Below are 21,073 nucleotides of genomic sequence, written 5' to 3'. Positions count from 1 at the left end.
TTCGTATTGATACAGGATTCACTTGTCATCAGCGACACCTCCGATGAAGTGGTACCGAGGGCACCTTATGAAAATAGAAAAACTGCGGAGCCTACTTATCAGCGACGTCCGCGATGAAGTCTGCAAATTGTTCCGCATACTCCTTGTGCCACCGGGAGAGCGCTGGCCGGTTCTGGATCATGTCGTCCGCCGACCACTGCATCCGACGTTGATCCAGCGCCCAGTTGGATTCGTTGTCTTCGCAGAAAATGTAGAAGTCGCCCTGTCCCATTCCACCGATCAAACGATCCGCCACTTGGTCAGCAGTCCAAGGACTGTCAGGCTTTTGGGTATCATTGGTCATCCCAGGAAAATTCATGGGCGTGAAGGTGTAGCCAGGAATCAGGAGGTGTGCCGAAATACGATCACCAACCTTCTCGCGCAGCTCATGAGCCAATTGTTCAGTAAGGACTTTAACGGCAGCCTTTGAAACGGAATATGCGGCGTTACCCGGTCGAGTCGTGATGCCTTCCTTGGAGCCCAAGTTCACGATGGCAGCAGGCCCTTTCTGGGAAAACATCGTTTCCACAAACAACTGTTGCAGTGTTAGTACGCTCCAGAAGTTGATGTCCATCAACGTTCGCCATTTGGACACGCCATCCCAAGGGCCTGCACCTTTGATGATGGCTGCGTTGTTCACCAACAAGGACACCTCACCGAATTCGCATGATTTTTCATAGAGTTGGTGAAGATCGCTTTCGGAGGTGACATCACCCTTGATCACTAGCAGCTTTACCTCAGGAAATTCGTTGAGCAACGCCTTGGTCGCGCCGTCCAATGCAGTCGGATCGCGATCAAAAAGAACGACGTTCATACCCTCGCTGGCAACGCGGCGCGCAATGGCGTAACCGATACCAACAGCTGCTCCAGTGATGACCGCGACGGCGCCTTTACGGATGGCTGGATGATTATTCATAGGAATTCTCCTAGCAGAGGATGCGCCTGAGAAATAACGTCATTGAGCAGTTGACGTAGCAATAGTTGAGTGGAATTAATAGTACATGAGATAAATCACGCTATTGATTAGCGAGATTGCATCTTCCATTGAATCCAAATCAACAACGGATGCGCCATGCCTGTACTGCCTACTACGCGGCTTTCTCGAGCAGACCTAGCCGATCTGAACTCCTTCCTAGCAGTCGAGAGGATGCGAAGCTTTACCCACGCGGCTGTAGAACTCGGTATCACCACCTCTGCACTGAGTCACGCGATCCGGAATCTGGAAAGCCGGCTCGGTGTTCGGCTGCTGAATCGGACAAGCCGGACGGTCTCCCCGACAGACGCTGGAGCCGCTCTTGCCAAGCGACTGGCTGTGGGCTTTACCGAGATAAGCGGCGCTCTTGCGGCGCTAGATCGCCACAGAGATAGGCCTTCCGGCAGACTTCGTCTCAACGTCCTGGCCGATGGCGCCCGCTTACTGTTCACAAAGTTTCTTCCTCCTTTTCTGGAGGCCTACCCCGAGGTCTCGGTAGAAGTCGCAGTCGACGACAAAATGGTCGATATCGTGGCGGCAGGTTTCGATGCAGGTATTCGCTTCGGCAACACCATTCCTGAGGACTTCATTGCAGTTCGACTAAGCGAAGAGCTGCGATGGGTCGCGGTGGCCTCCCCTCGATACCTGAACGCAAATGCTCGCATCTTGGTTCCCGAGGACTTAAAGAACCATAACTGCATTCAGATTCGAACGGGGAACGGCGTCATCTACCGCTGGGATTTTGAGAAGGATGGCGACCACCAAGCCATCGATGTCCCTGGCCAGCTGTGTGTCAACGAGACGACTTTCGGGATCGAGATGGCTCTTGCAGATAGAGGAATTACCTACTGCCTCGAAGAGCGCGTCAGTGGTCACTTGGCTCGCGGAGAGTTGCAAATCGTTCTCCCGGATTGGGCTCCCATCGAACCGGCGTTTTATATGTACTACCCCGGACGACGGCAGATGCCGCCGGGTCTTCGCGAGCTGGTGGATATGTTTAGAGCAGGATTACCTTCGTGAGTCCAAGATAAAAGCGGCAGCGTCAAATCGCCACGGCAACATCGACGCTGCAGCTATCACTCATGCTGCGCCGAAGAAATCCTTTAACGCCTTCGCAAGGTTCAATGGCTGCTCAAGCGCCAAGCCATGGCCACACCGATCAAAGATCAAATTGCGGGTGGGCTCGATGCCTATGCTGGATACACTTTGACGTACCAAATCTCCGAAAAAGTGCGAGGCGCCGATGGTCATCACAGGCAGGTCGGGAAGCGTGGCTTTTAACGTCCGATTTATCTTGGCGTTCTCAAGCGTAGCCTTGTAGGTATCCAGTGTCCCACGCAGTCCATGAGGCGTAGACAAGAGCGTTATCCACTCCTCCTTTAAATCCTCAGGGTAAGCAGTCGGGTCGTAGCTTTGCTTGTTCAGCCAGTACGTCCAGAACTCACGCTCCTTGCCTGCCAGAAGCATTTCCGGAACATCAGGGGTGAAAAAGAAAGGGACATGCCACTCCCACACACCGGAATGGTTGGCTGCCTCATTCACGTTTTTCTCAGTGAAGAAGGAGCGGTCTTCCAACCCGAAGCCTGAGAGCAGCATTTCTGCGAAGCTCAACGCTTTTACCCGTTCCGGATGGCTTGCAGCCAAGACGAAACCATACTCGGCGCCTCGGTCTTCGCCATGAACATAGGCCTTTTCTACCTCAAGTGCATCAAGGAGCTGCACGAGGTCTTCAGCGATGGTTGAAGACAGATAACCCTTTTCTGCGTACGGATGCCCGCTGAGGCCGGCTCCACGCAAGTCAGGGGCAATGACTTTGAAATAGGGCGTCAGAATTGGCAGCAAGGTACGCCAATAGATGTGGGTCTTTGGCGTGCCATGTAGCAGCAGCAAGGGTTCGCCCTCTCCGGCGGTCACAGCATGCAGCTCGATACCGTTTACTTGAACCCGATGCTGGGTGGCTGGGCCGCCTGTATGGTCAGTTAGCTGAATCATTGAAGTCTCCACAACGGTTTGTCAATCAGAATGCGAGCTCATCCCACTGGATACGAGCAAGACTCCCAGTGCTGGATAATGTGGCGAAAGCGACGTTCGGAAGGTCTGGGTCAAAACACAGGTTGGTTGGGAAATGCTCCGGCATATGCAAATTAGCAAGATGAGCTCCTTGCGGAGAAATCACCGAAAACACACCACTCGGCTGATTGGCTATGAAAATGTTGCCGTTCGGAGCAACAGCCAAGCTGTCGAGCAATTGGGCGTCGGGTGCTTGCCATAAGAGACGCCCGCCATGTGCCGCCTTACCAGAATGCTCAAGCTCACCTGGTGCATTGGTATCCCACACCCACAAACGACCCGCGCCATACTCTGTCGCGTACAACTTGGTGCTATCAGGGGCTAGCCCTATTCCGTTAGCACCCATCGGCAGGGGATACGCCAGTTGGCGACAGTCGTTTTGAGAGCCGTCTGACCAATAGATCCCTCCATAAGTACGATGGTGATGACCGTCTCTCCCAAGGTCGGTGAACCAGAAACCACCTCGCGGATCGAAAATAATGTCATCTATCGCTTCAAATTTTCGACTATTTATGTGATCGACTACACGCTCAACTTTTGAGGTGGATAAGTCGATCCTCTCAATCCTTGGTTCGTAGCCTTTAGTTTCGAATCCATGAGAAAGAGTTAAATCTCCCACCTTCTCCCAGCGCATATTTCCTCCATTATTAGCCACATAAAGGAGGCCATCAGGCCCGAATGCCAACCCGTTAGGCCCGCCACCCAGATCGGCGACTACAGCTTTTTCACTTCCATTAACCCGCCATACGACGCCTCCTTTAATATCGCAGATGTATAGGACTCCATCTCTGAAAACTGGCCCCTCGATGAAACCTAATCCAGAAGCTAATACATCAATATCAGGCGTTAAATTCTTCACATGAGTCTCCAACATAGCGCGGACTAATGATTTGTGACCTTTGAAACCCAATAGTTTCAAATTAACTGTTGAGCTGAATTTGATGGCGCATTGAATGATACTACTTTCCCATAAGTCAAAATCGCTTTAAAATTCCATCATCATGAACGTATGACCCTAATATTCCCTTATGCATACGACCCATAGGAGAAAGAACATTGCTACTAATGAGGGCAGTAGTTACGAAGGCCAGTAGAGAATATCTCCCTATACAAGACGTTCCCGAAGGAGGCGGGCTTTCCGCCGATTCTTAAGCACTGCTTCGGCTTTGCCACACAGCTCATCTCAGGCAGCCACCCGCTGAGTTTGCCCACCCATTTCCAGCGCACGGCTATGCAGCAAAGCGGCACATCGTTCCCATGACTTGGGCAGTAAGCGTTTAACTCATAACGGCACCAGATGTCCCAGGAACGCCCAAGTGACCCAAGTGAGAGGCTTAGCTAAGAGGTCAATACATGACGAAACGCCATGAAACAAACAGATCTCGCACCCGGCTTCTATACCCGTTATCTTTCTTCGACTGGTCACATCGCTGGCCGCTTACGACATGGATGATTCAATGCTTCATGAAGAGTTCGGGAGCTTGGCGGCGTTCGTAGTTGTTGCCGAAGCTCAAAGTTTTACCCGAGCTGCGGGAAAGCTGGGTACTTCTCAATCAGCAGTGAGCCACAAGATCCGAAGACTGGAAGCTCGCCTGGGAATTCGCCTTCTGACGCGAACAACACGCAGCGTTGCACTCACCGAAGCTGGCGAACGGTTGCTCGAAACCTTGGGGCCTGCGCTCGCGATTATCGAGGCGCAGTTGAGTGCTCTGACTGTCGTGGGAGACAAACCAGCAGGTAATGTGCGCATCACGACTGCAGATCACGCGTCAGAAACAATCCTTTGGCCCATATTGCGGCGCGTTCTCCCAGACTACCCTGACGTTGCTGTCGAGGTCACTGTCGACAACAGCTTCGTCGACATCGTTGCTGAGCGCTATGACGCAGGCATTAGGCTAGGTGAGAACGTAAACAAAGACATGATTGCCGTTCCTATCGGCCCGCCAGAACAAATGATCCTTTTCGGGTCAGCCCAATATTTGACTAAGCATCCGCCCATACATTCACCAGATGATCTCGCATTGCATCAATGCATCAACCGACGACATGCCTCTCTTGGTGGATTCTCAGCTTGGCAATTCGAAAAGGACGGCGAGCAGGCGCAAATTCGGGTTTCGGGACAACTGGCGTTCAATCGGCCAGAAATGATTATAGAGGCCGTACTGGAGGGCTTCGGTCTGGGATATCTCCTGAAGTCACAAGTGGTAGCGCACCTGGAAGCTGGGAGAATCGTTTCTCTCCTGGCAGACTGGTGTCCTCCTTTCCCTGGATATCACCTCTACTACCCTAGCCGACGCCAAAACACCCCTGCATTTCAAATGTTGGTAAATGCGCTGCGATATACCGAGGAGTCGGCTTGTCGCAACTCCGCTGGACAGGCGTCATACCGAGCATGAGGCTTGATCAGGTTGCGTGAATTGCGCGAGGGGCATACCCGACTAGCACTCAGATTCTGGTATCAAGCCTGTGCTGCCCTCTCGCTTGTGACATGCCAGTACGTTTTCGCGCTGGAACCTCCTCCCTCAGAGAGATGCGCTCTAACGTTCAATAACGGAGCATCACTAACCGTCCCCGTCGCACGGACGTCAAAGGAAATGAGACAAGGCCTGATGGGACGAACTGATCCGACCCCAGGAATGCTATTCGTGTGGTCAAAACCAGCCGTCAGAAGGGTTTGGATGAAGAATACAAAAACCCCGCTGTCAGCAGCGTGGATTGATGGCCGAGGTGAGATCCAAGCAGTGCTGGATTTGAATCCGCTGAGCACGGAAAAGCGTTCGTCGTTCCTGCCGGCAATTGCCATACTCGAGCTTCCTCGAGGTACCTTTGAGTCCATTGGAGTTGGCACAGGCAGCCTTGTGCAAGGCGCCTGCATGCCTCTTCGATGACAACACTCCGAGCGATCCAAGCGAGCTCAGCGCTCAAGGAGTCGGAGGTTTGGCCGCGATACGTATCAAGCGACCTGCAGCGTCGTCTGTAATCACCCACAACGCTCCATCAGGGCCTTCTTTTACATCGCGAATTCGTTGATGCTGATCTTGCAGAAGTCGCTCCTCTCCTACGATTTTGTCGCCCTTTATCACCAACCGAGCAAGATGCTGACCGGCCAGTGCCGCAACGAAAAGATTATTTTTCCACTCAGCAATAGCCTTCCCTGAGTAGAACCCCATACCTCCAGGTGCAATGGCGGGATCCCAGTAATAGCGAGGTTGTTCGGTGCCTTCGAGCTGAGAACGCCCTCCGTAGATAGCAGTCCCGTCATAGTTGGTGCCGTAGGGCACAAGCGGCCAACCGTAATTGTGCCCACGCTTGATCAGGTTAATCTCGTCGCCCCCTTGGGGCCCGTGCTCACCATCCCATAGCTCACCTGTTTCTGGATGAATCGCGAGTCCTTGAGGGTTGCGCTGACCATAACTCCAGATTTCGGCGCGGGTATGGTTTTCAGCCTTTTGATCGGTGGCAAATGGATTCCCAGGAGCTGGCTTGCCATCGGTTGTGACACGCAGAATCTTGCCTGCCCAACTGTAGAGCGACTGTGCTTCGTCACGGTATGGCGAGAAGAACCGCTCCGCGAGCGAAACAAAAAGATACCCCTCACGGTCGAAGACCAGGCGGGAGCCATAGTGCTTCTCGCCCACGATTCCCGGCTCTACACGAATAACGGTTTCCAGCCCCTGCAACGTATAGCGAGCCGGTTCGCCTTCGCGCACCTCCTGAACCAGCTTGGCCTTGGCGACAACTATGCCGTTCTCCTTGCCGCCACGTGGTTCAACATAGGTGAAAAAGATTTGTTGGTTAGTGGCAAATTGAGGATCGGTTACGACATCCAGCAGCCCCGCATCAGCCCCGTAGACGACATTTGGAACGCCTTGAACGTTGGCCGTTACCGAGCCAGAGCTCAAGTCAACGATGCGCATTGCACCAGGCTTCTCGGTGATGATCGCCTGTCCGTTACCGATAAACGCTATGCCCCAGGGATGATTCAGATTCTTTGTGACGACGCGGGTTTCAATCGGCGTTGTGGTTACCACCGAAGGAGCCCGTGTCTGACCTGGAAATGCAGGCTCCTGCTTCGGCGCAATAGGACTATTGCGTGGTAGCGGCTGCCCTGCCTGCGCGGCTTGATCAGGAGCACGAACGCCCTTGGTCGGGATATCCTCCATGTCGATGACTTGGGCAGTCGCAGATACGCTCGAAAATCCGAGGGCAGCAGTCAGGAGTAAATTGAACGATTTCAATGTTTCATTCCTTGTGAATTGGATTTCTGAAAAATTGGCGTCTGGATAAATTTCGAGGCTCTGAGCTCGCTGACGTGCCTTGAATAAAACTCAATACTTCATGCAAATCCACGCAATGTCGCAGCTATTGTTTAGATGCTGAGAGGCCCGCTTCAGAGCTCCGAGGTTGGTCAGCAGAATGCTCCACCCACCCACCTCCAAGCGCCTTGTAAAGCGTCACAAGATTGTTAGCCCTCGCGACTTTCGCGGATAAAAGACTTTGCTGCGCCTCGAATAAGTCAGTCTGCGCCTGCAACACCGACAGATAGTCGTCGACCCCGCTTCTATAACGCATGTTCGACAACTCCAAGCGCCGCGTTTGCATTGTCTCGTAGCGCTGTAATGACTGGATCTGCCGGTCATAGGTACCGCGAGCCGCCAAACCATCCGCCACCTCTCGGAAAGCGGTCTGGATCGCCTTTTCGTACCTCGCAATTTCTATACGCTTCTGAACCTGAGCTAATTCAAGATTGGCTCTGTTTGCGCCGCCCCTGAAGATAGGAACGGTGATCTGCGGTACGAAGCTCCAGGCCCCCTGGCCGCCACTAAAAAGACCGCTGGTGGAGGGTGACAAGGTTCCAAAACTTCCCGTCAGGGAAATGCTCGGAAAGAAAGCAGCTCGCGCAGCCCCTATGTACGCATTGGCTGCCAAAAGTGATTGCTCAGCCGCAGCGATATCGGGACGACGTTGCAGCAGTTCGGAAGGCAACCCGGCAGGGACGTCGGTCAGCAGGTTTTGCCGTGAAAGTGGCTTTCCTGCTGGTAAGTCACCAGGCAACGCCTGCCCTGTCAGCATGACCAAGGCGTTTTCATCCTGTGCCCGCGCACGTGAATAGGCCTCCAGTGTCGCTGAGGCTTGTTCCAGAATTCCTTGAGACTGCTGCAGGTCAAGCTCGGTAGCGATGCCGTTGTCGAAACTTAGTTTTGTGATCCGGAAAGACTCTTCAGCATTCTTCAACGTGGCCTGGGTGACTGCCAACTGATCCTCTTCCCCGAGCATCGTCAGGTACTAGATAGCCACCTGTGAAATCAATGCCATTTCTGCCGCTTTGCGGGTTTCAGCGAGCGACAGATATTGCGCCAGAGCTTCGTCCTTCAAGCTTCGCACACGGCCAAAAAAATCCAGTTCCCAAGCTACATTCGCGCCGACGGAGTAGACCGTGCTGGAGGTTGAACCACCTGTAGATAAATTGCTTGGCGTGCGTTCACGGGTGGACGATGCGGCCGCATCAACCCACGGAAAGAGCTCGGCGCGTGTGATTTGGTACTGCGTCCTCGCTGCCTCCACATTGAGCATCGACACGCGCAGATCACGATTGTTTTGTAGAGCAATTTCGATGACTGACTGCAATCGCGCATCAACAAAGAAATCCCGCCAGCCGATATCGACTGCCGCTTTCCCGCCCGAGCTTCGGGCCCCGCCGTCGGGAGCTGTAGCCCCTGGCTGGCGGTCATAGGCGGCGCCGGTGGGATACGCCGTTTCGACCGATGAATCTGGACGTTCGTAAGCGGGTTGCATACTGCAGCCGGCAGTTAAAGCCGCAGCCAAGGTCACAGCGAAAGGAGAAAAATCCTTTGATGAGCTTCATCTCAATGCCCTCCTTCGACTTGAAGACTTTCGTCGCCTACAGAGGCTTTCTTCTTGCGCCTGGACGTCGTCAGCCTGCTGATCACGACGAAGAACAGCGGTGTCATAAAAATCGCGAGGAAGGTGGACGCAAGCATGCCGCCAATAACGCCCGTACCGATTGCATTTTGGCTATTCGTCCGCTGATGGGCGATACGACGTCGGTGTAGCTGAGATTGATCTGCGCACGCTCCACAGCTGCTTGACCGGCTGCCACGTCTGCGGCTGCCTGCCCGTGCGTGGCAACTGCGTTGTCGTAGGTCTGCTTACTGATCGCATTGCCAGCGACCAGCACTTCATAGCGTTCGACCTGAGCGTTTTGAGCAACAAGGTTGGCCTTGGCTCGTGCCAATGTGGCTTTTGCACTGTTCAATGCGGCCACATAGGGTGCCGGGTCGATCTTATAGAGCCGCTGTCCCGCTTTGACGTTGGCGCCTTCGGTAAACTCACGATGCAGGACGATGCCATCGACTCGGGCACGCACCTGAGAGACCAAAAAGGCGCTGGTGCGTCCAGAGAGGTCACTGTAAAAAGGCACCGAGCTGGTTTTCACCGTAATAACACCGACTTCGAAAGGCTTCGGCGCAGCAGCCTCTTGCTGTTTCTCGCACCCTGAGAGGGCGATAACAAACAGCAGAACTCCGCCGGAATAACCGGCTTTTGACTTCAAATTAAACATGTCGACCTCAGTCTGATATGACAAAAGAAAGCGCGAGCGAAAGCTCTTGTCATGTCTTACTCATACATTCATGTATGCCCGTAAAACACGTATGTATGTTGGTTAAACAGTTATTACTTCCACCACCAAACACTGAGCGCGTCAATAACCGCGCTAAGGGCTTGATATTTTTTCGAACGTCATTATTGTGAACGCCTGACGACGTAATTTTTATAGTGACACTGCAAGCTTGAAACCCTACTCAAGTGGCAGGTCGTAACGTAAACTCCGTAATCTCAGAAGGTACGCCTAGGCGAATAGGAAAACCCATCCAAAGTCCTGTGCCGTTACTTACATAGAGTCTCATTTTTCCGACGTCATATCCGCGAGAAGCAAAACCTTCATTCGCGTTCGCGACGAACATACTCAATGCTTTGATCATGCCGCCATGTGTGTGGCCTGATAGCTGTACATCAACTCCTGCTGCCTCGTTGATCACAGCACCCTCTGGTCTGTGGCTCAGTAAAATCGTCGTCGACGACGGCGAGACACCTTCCAACGCTTTTTCTAGGTCAGGGCCGGCGAAACCGTAATTCGTCGCTGCCGCATCAGTGACTCCGGCAATAGTCAGCTCGGCAGACTTATGCTGAATCAACTCGTGCTCGTTGATCAGCATCCGTATCCCTAACCCTTCCAGCACCGGCTCCCATTTAGCGTAATCGAAGTAGTATTCATGGTTACCTGGGATGCCAATCACACCGTGCAGCGAGCGGAGATCGGTCAGCGGTGCAACGTCCGCCTGTCTCGCTTCCTTGGAACCGTCGATGAAGTCTCCAGTGATGACGATCAAGTCTGCGGACAAGGTATTAGTGCGTTCCACAACCGCACGCACCCAAGGTTCTGGAAACAAACGGCTGATATGCAGATCACTCAATTGCACAAACCTAAAGCCATCCAGCTCAGCCGGCAGGCCTTCAATAGCGAGCTCTACACGGTGTATCTCTGGCACCTGGATGGCCTGATAGACACCAAACCCGCCAAAACCGGCAGCGGCAGCTGCAGCGCCAATACGCAGTTTGATTCCGACAGCGTTCAGGGCATCGCGACCGCCTATGATCCGCACCAAGAGGCTAACCACATCAGTAACGAGCGTGAAAACAAGCAGCAGAACAAACGAGCAAAACAGCCAGCCAAGAAGAAGCACAACTGCGAAAGGAAGTTCTGGCGACCACATATTTCCGTAGAACAATACGGAGAGCAGGTGATATTTCGAAGCAACCAGAAGCACAAATCCGATGAGCCCACGACTCATCCATGACAATGGCAGCGGGTAAACGAAACGCACAAGCATATAGAGATATGCGATAGTCAAATAAATATGAAACACGATTCCTACCTAATTCGAAGAGGTTTGAAGACGCTGGCCAAGCCTGACTCGCGCGCTAGTTTTGATGATACCTACGGCTTCCCCTCGTGAACGTTTAGACGAACCGTACGACACTGTGAATCAAATTCATCAATAACGGACAACTCCATGAGACGGAGCTTTTAGGGGATCCGCCCCAAAAGCGCGACTAATGCTGAAATCTCCGGTAACTCAAAACACGCACGCAAATGTCTTCACGTGTTTCAACTTTTGCTAGGCGCTGGCTTAAGGGCAGGTAGCGGGGGAAGCGTGGCTTGATAGGCTTCTTTATCGGTAAGCAACAAGCGTGCTTGTGTACCCCAACCGCCGATGAATACATCAGCCTTCCCATCACCATCAAGATCGCCCTGCCCCATGTTCCAGCTACGGCCAACTGTTACGCCAGGGATTACATCGAGCGTCACATCTTTGAAAACGCCCTTTCCGTCGTTTTGCCAGGCTCGAAGCTGAAGCGGCACGAAACCTGGTACCTGGATAGATCCAACAAGCAAATCAGGCTTCCCGTCGGCGTTGAAATCGACGACCGTGCCGGCCCAGCTGGAGAACATATGGGTTGGCAGGCGCTTGGACGTCTCGTCCTTAAAGCCCGCCTTGCCGTCGTTGATCAAAATTCGAGTTTGAGGATCTTTGTCCCAACCGAAGTTGTTGCTCGTGATGTTGAAAAAGACGATGTCCATGTGGCCATCCTGGTTCACATCCACGGCGTGCACGTCCCGCGTTTCCATAGGAACAAGTAGCTCCAGACGGTCAGAGGCGTCTGTGAAGCGGCCTTTGCCGTCGTTGATCAACAGACGGTTTGGATGAGCTGGGCTCGCGAGAACCATGTCGAGGTCGCCGTCTCCATCCATGTCTGCCAAAGCGATACTTTCAGTTTGGTCGTTGGTCTTCGGCAGGTGGGTTTCCGTTGCATTGATGAAGTGCCCAGGCCGCTTGGGATCATTCAAAAACAGAAGGTTTCGAGCCGGGATAATCTTGGCATCGGGCGCGTAATCAGTTTCGCCAGTGCTGCCGATGATGATATCTGGCAGGTTGTCGCCGTTGATATCGCCAAGCGCCAGGCCATTGCCTTGGCTAGTGGCAGGTAGGCGATCACTCACGTCATTGAAGCCACCCTTTCCATCTCCAAGGAACAGCTGGTGAACCTCGTCGGCCTCTGCAACAAACACAACATCCATGTTGCCATCGCCGTTGAAGTCGGCAGCACGCACATGCTCGCTGTCATGAATGGCCTTGCCAAATGCACCAGGTTTGTTGGTTAACAGACCTTTGCCATTGTTCAAGTAAAGGCGGTTAACACCGTGCTCTACCGAAACGACCACATCCAGGTCACCGTCGTGGTCGACATCGATGAACACAGAATCGGTTGAGTGAAGGCTAGGCGCGATAGGCACGTGGGTTGCAGTCGCATCCACGTAGACACTCGAGGGGCGTTCAGGAATTAGGTCAAACGCATCTGCTGCTTGGGCCTGCGAGGCCGTATTCGCCCCCGTCGAAAGGGAGGTGAAAATTCCCGAGGTTGCGAGAATAAGAGACGCTTTGAATTTGAGAGTCATGAACGCTTCCTTCAATCATTCAAGCTGCCGGCCTTCGCCGCAGGAAGAATCATTATCAAGCGCAATCCATGAGTTTATTAGAGGGATGATGGCGAATGGGTATATGACGCGATGTCATGAATGGGCGTCGCATTTTCTGAGGGAAGCGCCTAGATGTCACAAGAACGAGCTGATTTATACCGGGTGTTTCTCAATGTTACAAAATGCTTCAACTGTGCCAGCTCGCAAATCCACAGCAGATCCGAGAAGGAAACGATCATTGAGACTCTCGTGTGATTCCAAGCAACCCACAGTACACTGCGAACAGCGGCATACTTGGAGCAGTCTCAATCACTCTAAAGCCTCATACCCTTGAGTTCGCTTGGCGTAGAAATCTTTCACCTCGCTCCAAGTCATTTTGATCGCGATATTTACTGCGGACGACTCATCAACGACATACACCTCTTCGTTAGGATCACTGATGGGAGCAAGTAGCCTGAAAGGCTCTACCAAGCGGCAACTGCCTACCGTTCCATCCTGGCTGAAAACGATGGCAGGGCAATGATCCCCACTCTCAAACAATGCCAGGATGCCGCTCTTCAGCCATTCCCAATCAACTCGGACGGGGAAAGGCGCACGAGTCTTGTGGAGGACTACGGGGATTATGGAATCTGCGCCATCCACGATAGCTTTTGGGAACCCCGCCAGCAGCGCATAGGTGGGGATAGCTTCAATCGCCTCATTCATTTTTTGCGTATCGCTCAGATCGAGCCCATTGACAAAATACGGTTCAAGGAAAGCCATAAAATCTACGAAACCGGAGGATTGGAACATTTGCCCTTGGCTACCCTCCGCACGAGAAAGTAGCCCCTTGGCAATATTGCGGGTGATTGATGCTGCTGCCTCATGCTCGCTCGGGTCAGCCTGATCAGCGCGCTGCGCAGCCAGCAGATTGAATAGCCAAGCGTGTCGGTAACCTAGATCAAAGCATGCTTGATGGAACGGATGCCGCTTACTGATGAGATCCGTGCTAACCCATTGGGCTAGTTCCACCGTGGCCTGCATGCGCGTAGCTGGATCTCTAGAAAGCATGGGCATCGGCGTAATTATTTCGTCCGTGATGTCGTACATTTGCTTCATCTCTATCGCGAAGCGCAGCGCCTCCAGTTGAGCCCACTCCACCAGGGGCTCAAACTTCGCCGCTAGCTCCTTGTCAGGAGCAGTGTTGAAGGCTGCCCCTAAGAGATCCCCAAGCACGCGTCCGACTAAAAACGCGTCGCTGCACTTGATTACCCCTCTGGGAAACGGATTTCCCTGTGACAGGTTCGTCACTAGCGTCATCGCAACTGCGGGATCCGTCCAATCCAACTGGTTGGATCCTACAAAGGGCATGTAGTTGTTCCGAACAGCAGGATTGCACACGAATTCGCGGGCGTGCTGGCCGAGGCTACCCCAGAAATCAAACCTTGTTGGTACTGCTCTATGGCGATACTGGCGCGTCTTCAGGTGCCAATGGAAATCCCCACCAAACTCAGGATCAAAATGTTCCTGGAGTATCGGAAATGCAGCTTTAGCAATGTCATAGACAGTTGTGGGCGTCTGCCCTAAGAGGTCACCTCTGCGCTCGTGAAGAAAAGCTGCGGCTTCCGATTCCCTCTGCGGCAGACCATTGTCTCGGCACCAAGCGTGCATTGTGTAAGGATCAATGGCCGCAAGGGTGATGCACCACCGACCACGCCCAAAACCATTCACGTCACGCCAAAGCATCATAAAACCATGCGATCCAGCCCTATCCCCAGCCCGTGAAATCACATCCATGGCGGTAAGAACAACCCTCGGAGGCCATACTACGTCCGCGTCATCTGCCCTGACGGAATCGACCTCCCCTTGGTCAATACCATGGTCGATACCTTTGTAAGCCAGATAAAGATCAATTGAAGGAAGTGTCTCTACCGGGAGATTTGTACTACCGGTGAGGTGCCAGGCCTCAGGAAGATGAGCCACTAAGCCAAATCCAGAGTCATCATTGATCAGCTTGAGTGCCAAGCATTGTTTACCAGACCAGGCGTTCATGCTGCCGACGGCATGGACAAGAAGTGTTGACCAGTCAGCAGCTACGACTACAAAGCACACGTCGAAACCGCCCAGGAAGGGAAGCATGTTTCGAAGCTCCTGCTCGTACCCGGCTAGCTCAGTGACAGTTTGGCGCTCAGTTTCGCTCGCTCGCTTGACCTCAAATACCACCAGCGTTTTGGTTTCAGGATTGAAACAAAGAATGTCCGGGCGTAGCACCTCTCCAGTGGTCAATGAAATGCTGGTGTTGATCGATATAATTTCTAGCAAACTCAAGCGACCCAGCACAAAGTCTGCCGCCTCAGCTGAGGCTCTTCGAGATATGTAATCGATGCCAAAGGAGGGAAGGAAATGCTCCTGAACAACAGCGTCCGTCAAGGAAGTGATCGCTTCTTGCCCTTGGATCAACTCGAGCAGTTCCTCATTCTCGATGATCTGTTTTAGCCAAGACACGACTTCGGACTCTGGGGGGAGCTTTGCCTTTGACATGATTCTTCCTTGGGTTGATAGCGGCCAATGACCTGAAGACGGTAAAGGACGTTGAATCAGGTTAGCTGACCCTGTCTATGGAAACCAATCGACCGTCGAGATGCCTCTAAGCTTGCACATACACCTAGCGGCGCATCGCAATAGTGCAAAGGGGCAGTGGCTACCAACTGACGCAGACCAGGCGCTGGACGTCTGGAGGCGAAGCGCTCAACCGGTTAGCCCAGCGGCTCCCCCGCCTCCACCCTAGCGGCCATAGCAATTTTCAATGTCCTTTCCTTTTCCACACTCGATCACAGCCGAGAAATTAGGTATCAATAGGCTATCAGCTTCAGATCCCGCCTCGTCGAGCAATGCCAATTCGAGCAGATCAAAGGAGCACGCGTCGACCTGGGCGCTTAAGTGTCCAGGCCATGGAAGTCATGACTAAGGATTAGAGATGCCGGCTATCACCAAACTGATGCTCCAGAATTTCAAGCAGTTCCCTGCTCTCGAGATGGATTTTGACCCTGGCACGAATGTGCTCATCGGGGATAACGAAACGGGTAAAAGCACCGTGCTGCTCGCGATTGATCTAGTGAACAGCGCTAGCCGCAGCCGCGTCGAAACTCTTGGGCTAGAAGCGATCATTAACCGTCAAGCAGTCCTAGCCTACCTAGATAGCGAGAAAAAATTCTCAGACTTACCGGTCGTGATGGTTGACGTTTTCCTGCAAGAGGGTGATCAACCTTACTTCAATGGACGACAAAACCAGATAGGTGACGATTACGATGGCATACGGATGAAAATTGCCGTATCAGATGACTACCATCTCGCGATCAAACAGATGTTAGAGCACGACCCTCAAAACTTTCCCTTTGAATACTACTCCGTCACATTCCATACCTTTTCTGGAGAGCCGTTCAACAGCTACCGGCGCCCGCTCAGGCATCTTCACCTGGACAGTTCCCGGATCGATAGTGAGTACGCCGCCAAAGAGTACACACGAGCGGTCTTCGGCCTTCATACAGAAATTGCCGAGAGACACCGGCTCGAGAACCTTTACAGAAGGGGCAAGGAAGGCTTCCGAGACAAACAGCTAAGTGACGTCAACAAGAAGCTTCCTCCTTACGAGTTCGGTATCCGCAGTAGCACTCGGGCGAGTTTAGAAACAGACTTGGTCATTACTCAGGACGGGATATCGATTGAGAATCGAGGCAAAGGCGCACAGTGCTTTATCAAAACCGAGTTCGCTTTGGGTCGACGCGACGTGCAAGGAGGCCTTGATGTACTACTGCTTGAGGAGCCAGAGAATCACCTCAGCCACACCAATATGAAAAGGTTGGTGGAACAGCTCGCTCACACCGGATCAACACAGCTTTTTATTGCCACCCATAGCAGCCACATCTGCTCTAGGCTCGACCTGCGTAACGCACTTCTGCTGGGAACTCTTCAAAATACGGGTCGACTGAAAAAGCTTTCTCCTAAGACCGCAGGATTCTTTATGAAAGCTCCCGATAACAATGTGCTGGAGTTTGCGCTGTCTAAGAAGGTAATTTTGGTCGAAGGTGACGCTGAGTTCATTCTGATGGAACAATTCTACAATCGCATCTCTGGAGGGGGTACACCCCAGGGCGACCAAGTTCACATAATTTCGATTGGCGGCACTAGCTTCAAGCGCTATCTTGAACTAGCGAATCTTTTGAACATAAAAGTCGCAGCAATCCGGGACAACGACAAAAATTATGAACAAAATTGCGTAGAAAATTACGAAGGCCACACCTCCGAAAACGCCAAAATTTTCTCTGATAAGGATAGCCAACGCTATACCTTCGAAGTCGGCCTGTATCTAGACAACAAGGAAATCTGCGACAAACTTTTTGGCAAGGATCGGAAGACGCTTAGCGTTCAGGACTACATGTTGAAGAATAAAGCAGAGGCGGCCTTCGCGTTGCTTGAAGACAATCATCAAAGCCTAACTGCTCCCGACTATATCAAAGAGGCAGTATCATGGATAAGAAAGTGATTTTTGCAGTCGCTGGATCTGGGAAAACTAGCGAGATTATCAACAGGCTGAACGCCGGCAAACGTGCCATTCTCATTACCTACACTGAAAACAACTACAAGCATCTCCGGAATAAGGTGATGGAAAAATTTGGGCACATGCCGAGCCACATCAGCGTTATGACCTATTTCTCATTTCTGCATGGTTTCTGTTACCGCCCACTGCTCCAGCAGAAAATGAGAACCAAAGGTCTATATCTTAAGCTGCCTGCCGAATCGGTAACACGAGCTAGAGACAAAATGTCTCACTACCGCCACGCCAGTGGACGGCTCTACTACAACAGGCTTGCAAAATTTCTGGATCAAACCAAATCATACGGCGACGTCATAAATCGTTTAGAACGGTTCTATGATCAAATCTTTATCGATGAGGTTCAAGACTTTGCCGCGAATGACTTCAATTTCTTGATGGCTCTATGCCCCGCCAAAACAGAAATGCTTTTAGTCGGTGACTTTTATCAGCACACCTTCGATACCAGTCGAGATGGGAACATTAACTGCAGCCTGCATAAAGACATAGTAAAATATGAAAAGCGATTTACGACAGCGGGCTACAAGGTCGACAAGGAAACACTTAAGGCTAGCTGGAGATGCGGAACAACAGTTTGCGACTTTATCAGGGAAAACCTCAAGATCGAAATATACCCTACTAATGAACGCCACACCGGAATAATCAAGATCCATGATCAGACTTTTGCTGACTTTGTTCGCAGCGATAATAACACTGTAAAACTATTCTACGATACCCATCACCGCTACGAATGCCATTCAAATAACTGGGGGGCATGCAAGGGTCTAGACCACTACGAGGACGTATGCATTATCCTGAGCAAAACTCAGTGGCAACAATACGAAAATGGGCAACTGTATAAAATGAAGCCTAGAACCAAAAACAAACTCTATGTGGCTTGCACTCGTGCGCGCGGCAAAATTTATTTCGCGCCCGAGCACCTCTTCGCAGCCCACATGAAAAATTGAGGAACTCGACATCCGAGTTTCTAGGTTTTGGCCCTCCGAGTATACAATGCAATGCTCCCCCCTGATGACGAATGCTACTGCAGCACTCGCGGAGTTAGATGGTTCAGGCCCGTTGAGAGCCGGAGATATTCACGCAGGGAGGCTCGCCCATTGCCCTTCTGGAACGTTGTCAGCACGTAGCGCGAATTAACTGTGGTCATCACCCAAAATCTGCCTTCGCGCTCAATTTTTAATACGTCAGAAGTACGGATCAAATGGCCGTCTCCGAACCGACCGTACTGGTCTTTCCTCTTGTGGCCAAACACCACACCGATGCCTGAGCGCGCCCTTATGGATACTCCGCAAAGATACGCCGTCACCGGTAAGTCAAAACCCTGCTCTTGCGCTTTTATGATTCGGCGGAGATCGAAATCTGTATGGCGCTTTCCGTGAAAATTGACATCTATGGTGTCCAGCATTATTGAGCTCCGGTTGCGGTCTGTATGGTGTCATCAGGAATTGCACGCGCAACCAGGAGCGCTGGTATCGCGGGGGACTACTGGTAATCTTCAGGCGGATCGAATCATGTTCGAGAGAAAGACGGGCCTTACGTTCGCAAGCGCTTCGATCTGGAAATCTGGTTGGTGCGAGGTGTGGTAAACCTCACCCTCACCCACCTCTAGGACGCAAACCTCAGAGCCAATTCTGTCCTCGCCTACGCTCAACCTGGTCAATCGCCCCATTTGCCAGCCTGTGGTCTTATTCATCCAGGACGGGGTCACAGCCATGATTTCGGTGATACCTAAGTCGGAGCCTTGGCTCATCAGAATCTCTTGAAGCTGGCGGGTGTCATCAATCATCACCGCACACTCACTGAGCCGACCTTCATTTTCGACGCTGAGGGTCAAGTGGTACCAAGGAGTTCGGAGCAGCCTTGACACTCCGCGCCAATGGGATACGCCCTCCCCGAACAATCCTGGGACGCCAATCAGGTCGCTGTCTATGGTTCTGAACATGTGTCGCCTCAAGCTGCTGGAGCAGGTCAGTTGTCCAGCAGAACCGGTTGGTAATCAGAAAAGAGAAAATATCGCTTCGATGGAGGAAGACTTGCGATGGCCAGGCCCGAGCAACAGGTAGACGGTGTTCCTGGTCTCGAAGAGGTACCCTTCAGTGAAGGTTCGAGCGATTGTCGACCGCACCCAGTGACCAGGCTCGAAGCGCCGCTGTTCGTCATGTACGACTTTGTGGGCAAACAAGAACATCGGCTGGCATCCAGCTGCAGCCACCTTGGCAAGCTCATCTTCCGTGAGGATGGCATCCAGGATCACCCACTCCTCAACCACGCAAATCGGCATCCACTTATAGCGCTCACGGGCCGCGAGGATCACACCCTCCAGGGTCAACTCGGAACCGATCAGCTCAACTCCTCCCTCCCCCAGCAACCCGTCGTTGAGTGGGCTTTCCATCAAGCGCAACCTCGCATTTCATTTCCCATAAATTGCAGGCCAAAGGCCTCTCCGCCAAAGTGATGAATATATTCCTTTGTTTGGCGGCAAGCAAACGCGGCATACCTCTTGGTTTTTGGGGATTTGTAATGTCGCTCCGTCAATCCTTTGCGGCAGTGCTCCAAATGCTGCGTCAGCGTAAGGGCGTCAGGCAGCACTCCATGGCTGCCCAACTGGATCAAACGACCGTCAGCAAGGTGGAGAGTGGGAAGCACTCGGTGACCTTGGATGTAAGCCAAAAATTGGCTGCAGCGCTTGATCTTGAACTTACCACCATGGTTGCTCTGACGGTTTCTCGCGACAGTAATCGCACGCCCCGGGAAGTCCTTCTCGCCTCACTGGCCGAGATCGAAGCCCTCGAATTGGCTGATGCTCACCAGCCCTCAGAGCCTGACTGCAAGGTTCCGCTTAACGTTTTGTCAGCGCGAGAGAAATGGCAGGCGGTACAGGAGCTGAAGGCAAAAGGGTTTACTCAAGGTGAGGCTGCGAGACAGCTCGGAATGCCTGAGTCGACGTTACGTCGGTTATGGCATCAGAAGCGGGAGCGTTGAAAGCGGTCAGATGGATGGAGCAGTAACCGGTGCCGCCAGGGTGGCTAGCCGGCCTGTCCATTTTCGGGTGAAAAGATGGACATTTCACGATCTCAGTAACTGCCTGTTTTGTAAGAGATTTATTTGTCCATCTTAGAAGCTACTCACGGGTGTAAAGGTTCGACAAGACCATCGTTTCCATTCCCACGTGGCGCCTGATGAGCGAGTCGTTCCGCAACTACCGCGGGATGCAGCAATCGGGTGGGCGGCGGATCAAGCGCGGCTTGAGCATCGATGTGTCCAGCGTGCGCTTCCTCACCCCCGAAGAAGAGCAGCGCCTGATCAACGTGCGCTTGCTGGGCGATTACCTCACCACCAAGCGCAAGGAATTGCATGAGTGGAACGAGGCCCAGGGCCTGGGCGAGGAACTCGCCGCGAACCGCCGCAAGCTCACCAACATCGGCACCTTCCGCGCCTATGCCTTGGCCTATCTGCAGAACCACCCCGACATCCATCAGAACATGACCTGCATGGTGCGGCAGATGGAGGCTACTGCCGAGGGTGTGCCACTGGAGCTGTACTGCTTCACCCGGACTACGGCGTGGGCGGATTACGAGCGGATTCAGGGGGATATTTTTGATTACCTGCTGGCGGTGTTGCCGGAGTTTGGGCTGAGTTTGTATCAGCAGCCGACGGGGCGGGATATGCGGGTGGGGTTTTCGGGTGGGGAGCGGGTTGTGGAGCGCTTGGAGCTACAGAAGCCTGGATATCGGAAGCAAGCCGAGCAAATGGAAAGTTAAAGGACCGGGCCCTGTTGATACCCGTCAACCAAGCGCGGGCTTCATGTAGGAGCGGCTTCAGCCGCGATGGCCGGCGC

The 21,073-nt window shown here is 52.7% G+C and carries 18 protein-coding genes and 2 pseudogenes; 7 read left to right on the top strand and 13 right to left on the bottom strand.

The genetic code is table 11. The features are described 5' to 3' along the window. Positions 1 to 91 precede the first annotated feature (91 nt). Positions 92 to 955, bottom strand: coding sequence for an SDR family NAD(P)-dependent oxidoreductase (locus AA0Z93_RS14465; RefSeq protein ID WP_413048209.1), 864 nt, complete (start codon positions 953 to 955; stop codon positions 92 to 94). 156 nt (positions 956 to 1,111) lie between these two features. On the opposite strand from AA0Z93_RS14465, the gene AA0Z93_RS14460 reads away from it, so the two are divergent. Beyond that, complete coding sequence (locus AA0Z93_RS14460; RefSeq protein WP_413048210.1) at positions 1,112 to 2,032, top strand: LysR family transcriptional regulator; 921 nt, start codon at positions 1,112 to 1,114, stop codon at positions 2,030 to 2,032. A gap of 60 nt (positions 2,033 to 2,092) precedes the next feature. Here the strand turns inward: AA0Z93_RS14460 and AA0Z93_RS14455 are convergent, their stop codons facing one another. Together AA0Z93_RS14455 and AA0Z93_RS14450 are read right to left on the bottom strand one after the other, a co-directional pair. Then, the gene (locus tag AA0Z93_RS14455) at positions 2,093 to 3,004 is read right to left on the bottom strand and encodes an alpha/beta fold hydrolase (RefSeq protein WP_413048211.1); all 912 of its coding nucleotides are present in this window, start codon (positions 3,002 to 3,004) and stop codon (positions 2,093 to 2,095) included. 25 nt (positions 3,005 to 3,029) lie between these two features. Next, the gene (locus AA0Z93_RS14450) at positions 3,030 to 3,941 is read right to left on the bottom strand and encodes an SMP-30/gluconolactonase/LRE family protein (RefSeq protein WP_413048212.1); all 912 of its coding nucleotides are present in this window, start codon (positions 3,939 to 3,941) and stop codon (positions 3,030 to 3,032) included. 598 nt (positions 3,942 to 4,539) lie between these two features. Between AA0Z93_RS14450 and AA0Z93_RS14445 the strand changes: the two genes are divergently transcribed. Both AA0Z93_RS14445 and AA0Z93_RS14440 read left to right on the top strand, forming a co-directional pair. Next, positions 4,540 to 5,478: a LysR family transcriptional regulator gene (locus AA0Z93_RS14445; protein ID WP_413048213.1), complete on the top strand. Its 939-nt coding sequence runs from the start codon at positions 4,540 to 4,542 to the stop codon at positions 5,476 to 5,478. 87 nt (positions 5,479 to 5,565) lie between these two features. Then, positions 5,566 to 5,970, top strand: a complete 405-nt coding sequence (locus tag AA0Z93_RS14440) for a DUF192 domain-containing protein (RefSeq protein ID WP_413048429.1) — start codon at positions 5,566 to 5,568, stop codon at positions 5,968 to 5,970. A 33-nt stretch (positions 5,971 to 6,003) separates the two neighbouring features. On the opposite strand, the gene AA0Z93_RS14435 is transcribed toward AA0Z93_RS14440, so the two are convergent. The 7 genes and pseudogenes from AA0Z93_RS14435 to AA0Z93_RS14405 form a co-directional block, all read right to left on the bottom strand. After that, positions 6,004 to 7,320: a PQQ-dependent sugar dehydrogenase gene (locus AA0Z93_RS14435; RefSeq protein WP_413048214.1), complete on the bottom strand. Its 1,317-nt coding sequence runs from the start codon at positions 7,318 to 7,320 to the stop codon at positions 6,004 to 6,006. Positions 7,321 to 7,444: 124 nt separating this feature from the next. Further along, positions 7,445 to 8,878: pseudogene (locus AA0Z93_RS14430) on the bottom strand (efflux transporter outer membrane subunit). A gap of 71 nt (positions 8,879 to 8,949) precedes the next feature. After that, the gene (locus tag AA0Z93_RS14425) at positions 8,950 to 9,084 is read right to left on the bottom strand and encodes a hypothetical protein (protein ID WP_413048215.1); all 135 of its coding nucleotides are present in this window, start codon (positions 9,082 to 9,084) and stop codon (positions 8,950 to 8,952) included. After that, a complete protein-coding gene (locus AA0Z93_RS14420) occupies positions 9,051 to 9,665 on the bottom strand; it encodes an efflux RND transporter periplasmic adaptor subunit (RefSeq protein ID WP_413048216.1) in 615 nt (204 codons plus the stop codon). Before AA0Z93_RS14420 ends, AA0Z93_RS14425 begins: the two co-directional genes overlap by 34 nt. A gap of 241 nt (positions 9,666 to 9,906) precedes the next feature. Continuing rightward, a complete protein-coding gene (locus AA0Z93_RS14415; protein ID WP_413048217.1) occupies positions 9,907 to 11,031 on the bottom strand; it encodes a metallophosphoesterase in 1,125 nt (374 codons plus the stop codon). A gap of 242 nt (positions 11,032 to 11,273) precedes the next feature. Continuing rightward, positions 11,274 to 12,623: an FG-GAP repeat domain-containing protein gene (locus AA0Z93_RS14410; RefSeq protein ID WP_413048218.1), complete on the bottom strand. Its 1,350-nt coding sequence runs from the start codon at positions 12,621 to 12,623 to the stop codon at positions 11,274 to 11,276. A gap of 330 nt (positions 12,624 to 12,953) precedes the next feature. Further along, positions 12,954 to 15,164, bottom strand: a complete 2,211-nt coding sequence (locus tag AA0Z93_RS14405; protein ID WP_413048219.1) for a hypothetical protein — start codon at positions 15,162 to 15,164, stop codon at positions 12,954 to 12,956. 436 nt (positions 15,165 to 15,600) lie between these two features. Here AA0Z93_RS14405 and AA0Z93_RS14400 point away from each other — a divergent pair, with 436 nt between their 5' ends. Both AA0Z93_RS14400 and AA0Z93_RS14395 read left to right on the top strand, forming a co-directional pair. Then, positions 15,601 to 17,166: an ATP-dependent nuclease gene (locus tag AA0Z93_RS14400; protein ID WP_413048220.1), complete on the top strand. Its 1,566-nt coding sequence runs from the start codon at positions 15,601 to 15,603 to the stop codon at positions 17,164 to 17,166. Then, positions 17,151 to 18,182, top strand: coding sequence for an AAA family ATPase (locus tag AA0Z93_RS14395; RefSeq protein ID WP_413048221.1), 1,032 nt, complete (start codon positions 17,151 to 17,153; stop codon positions 18,180 to 18,182). The genes AA0Z93_RS14400 and AA0Z93_RS14395 overlap by 16 nt, the downstream gene beginning before the upstream one ends. A 74-nt stretch (positions 18,183 to 18,256) precedes the next feature. Here the strand turns inward: AA0Z93_RS14395 and AA0Z93_RS14390 are convergent, their stop codons facing one another. The 3 genes from AA0Z93_RS14390 to AA0Z93_RS14380 all read right to left on the bottom strand — a co-directional run bounded on the left by AA0Z93_RS14390 (position 18,257) and on the right by AA0Z93_RS14380 (position 19,627). Further along, on the bottom strand, positions 18,257 to 18,640 hold the full coding sequence (locus tag AA0Z93_RS14390) for a hypothetical protein (RefSeq protein WP_413048222.1): 384 nt from the start codon (positions 18,638 to 18,640) through the stop codon (positions 18,257 to 18,259). 90 nt (positions 18,641 to 18,730) lie between these two features. Next, on the bottom strand, positions 18,731 to 19,069 hold the full coding sequence (locus tag AA0Z93_RS14385) for a hypothetical protein (RefSeq protein ID WP_413048223.1): 339 nt from the start codon (positions 19,067 to 19,069) through the stop codon (positions 18,731 to 18,733). 162 nt (positions 19,070 to 19,231) lie between these two features. Next, positions 19,232 to 19,627, bottom strand: coding sequence for a DUF6957 family protein (locus AA0Z93_RS14380; protein WP_413048224.1), 396 nt, complete (start codon positions 19,625 to 19,627; stop codon positions 19,232 to 19,234). 128 nt (positions 19,628 to 19,755) lie between these two features. On the opposite strand from AA0Z93_RS14380, the gene AA0Z93_RS14375 reads away from it, so the two are divergent. Further along, positions 19,756 to 20,217, top strand: a complete 462-nt coding sequence (locus AA0Z93_RS14375; protein ID WP_413370089.1) for a helix-turn-helix domain-containing protein — start codon at positions 19,756 to 19,758, stop codon at positions 20,215 to 20,217. A 158-nt stretch (positions 20,218 to 20,375) separates the two neighbouring features. Then, a pseudogene (locus tag AA0Z93_RS14370) lies at positions 20,376 to 20,996 on the top strand (mechanosensitive ion channel family protein); the annotation flags it as partial. Between the last annotated feature and the right edge of the window lie 77 nt (positions 20,997 to 21,073).

It is taken from the genome of Pseudomonas phoenicis (assembly GCF_047302395.1).
In the GTDB taxonomy this organism is placed as follows: domain Bacteria; phylum Pseudomonadota; class Gammaproteobacteria; order Pseudomonadales; family Pseudomonadaceae; genus Aquipseudomonas.
This window is presented reverse-complemented; position numbering and strand designations above follow the sequence as displayed.

Coding starts and splice junctions, on each gene's coding strand:
- AA0Z93_RS14465 (WP_413048209.1), bottom strand. CDS start 955: ATGAATAATCATCCAGCCATCCGTAAAGGCGCCGTCGCGGTCATCACT.
- AA0Z93_RS14460 (WP_413048210.1), top strand. CDS start 1,112: ATGCCTGTACTGCCTACTACGCGGCTTTCTCGAGCAGACCTAGCCGAT.
- AA0Z93_RS14455 (WP_413048211.1), bottom strand. CDS start 3,004: ATGATTCAGCTAACTGACCATACAGGCGGCCCAGCCACCCAGCATCGG.
- AA0Z93_RS14445 (WP_413048213.1), top strand. CDS start 4,540: ATGCTTCATGAAGAGTTCGGGAGCTTGGCGGCGTTCGTAGTTGTTGCC.
- AA0Z93_RS14425 (WP_413048215.1), bottom strand. CDS start 9,084: ATGCTTGCGTCCACCTTCCTCGCGATTTTTATGACACCGCTGTTCTTC.
- AA0Z93_RS14420 (WP_413048216.1), bottom strand. CDS start 9,665: ATGTTTAATTTGAAGTCAAAAGCCGGTTATTCCGGCGGAGTTCTGCTG.
- AA0Z93_RS14410 (WP_413048218.1), bottom strand. CDS start 12,623: ATGACTCTCAAATTCAAAGCGTCTCTTATTCTCGCAACCTCGGGAATT.
- AA0Z93_RS14405 (WP_413048219.1), bottom strand. CDS start 15,164: ATGTCAAAGGCAAAGCTCCCCCCAGAGTCCGAAGTCGTGTCTTGGCTA.
- AA0Z93_RS14400 (WP_413048220.1), top strand. CDS start 15,601: ATGCCGGCTATCACCAAACTGATGCTCCAGAATTTCAAGCAGTTCCCT.
- AA0Z93_RS14395 (WP_413048221.1), top strand. CDS start 17,151: ATGGATAAGAAAGTGATTTTTGCAGTCGCTGGATCTGGGAAAACTAGC.
- AA0Z93_RS14390 (WP_413048222.1), bottom strand. CDS start 18,640: ATGCTGGACACCATAGATGTCAATTTTCACGGAAAGCGCCATACAGAT.
- AA0Z93_RS14380 (WP_413048224.1), bottom strand. CDS start 19,627: ATGGAAAGCCCACTCAACGACGGGTTGCTGGGGGAGGGAGGAGTTGAG.
- AA0Z93_RS14375 (WP_413370089.1), top strand. CDS start 19,756: ATGTCGCTCCGTCAATCCTTTGCGGCAGTGCTCCAAATGCTGCGTCAG.